Genomic DNA, 882 nt, shown 5'->3' with positions numbered 1-882 from the left:
CCAAAGCGCACTAGGGATCTCGTTGCGACGTGTCATGCCGGCAATGTTGTCGCCGACTCAACAGAATTCAAGGGTTTTGTTAGCCGCTCTAAGGAACCTGGGACAAAGAGTGGCAATTTTGTGCCAGACCACCAGCCGCCAAGCAAAGCAAACCCGAGTGGTGCGCCTCAGCGTCTCTATCCGCAGTGCCTGTCCTGCAGCAGGCAACAGGGGGGGGAAGTGAGGCAATATAGGCCGCCACCGCCGCAGCCACCGGAGAGAAGGTGAAATATTTGAACTGGATTGAATCGAGTGGAGGACCATTGGTCCTCCTACATAGAGACTTAGTGCCTGTGTGGTGCGGAAGCACAGGGTCACTCGTGGATGCTGATGCGACGGATTACACACGTGCTTGTGATGTGATAGATGAGCTCGGGGTGATTGATGTTGGATCTAGACAAGCCCTGGTGCTCGGTGATGAGCCTGACAGGACAGCACTCACTAAACGCGGAAAATCAGTTTTTATCATTCGCTGGCGTTGGGCGCCGTCCGAAGGTGATCTGTTAGAAGAGTTGCGAGATGGATTGGATGCCCTGGATTTTTGTAGCTCAGGGTCTTTCTTGACAATGCCGGGAACGCATCTTCTCTTCGATTCCGCTCTCGCCGGAACTTACGCCGATGAGTCATCGGTCGTCGAACTGGATGCGGCCCAGTTTTCGCTCTCCAGCGCTTATCTTCATCCAAGAAAAGATATCTGTGCGCTGATTCATCGTTTGCAAGAGCACTCAGCTGACTTTGGATAAGAGCAGCTGAACCGCCCCGGGTTTCTCGGAGGCCGTTTGGTTTGAGTCAGGCCGCCTCGGCCTGACCGGTTTGCTGCCGATCGTAAGCCGCTTCGGCTTC

At 54.5% G+C, this 882-nt stretch carries 1 protein-coding gene; it reads left to right on the top strand.

The genetic code is table 11. The features are described from left to right. The first annotated feature begins 263 nt into the window (after positions 1-263). Positions 264-782, top strand: a complete 519-nt coding sequence (locus XarbCFBP7408_RS21995) for an Imm21 family immunity protein (protein WP_104564697.1) — start codon at positions 264-266, stop codon at positions 780-782. Positions 783-882 lie beyond the last annotated feature (100 nt).

Origin of the sequence: Xanthomonas arboricola pv. guizotiae (assembly GCF_002940205.1) — a bacterium.
In the GTDB taxonomy this organism is placed as follows: domain Bacteria; phylum Pseudomonadota; class Gammaproteobacteria; order Xanthomonadales; family Xanthomonadaceae; genus Xanthomonas; species Xanthomonas arboricola_C.
Note: the sequence above shows the minus strand (reverse complement) of the source record. Positions and strands in the feature narration are given on the sequence as shown.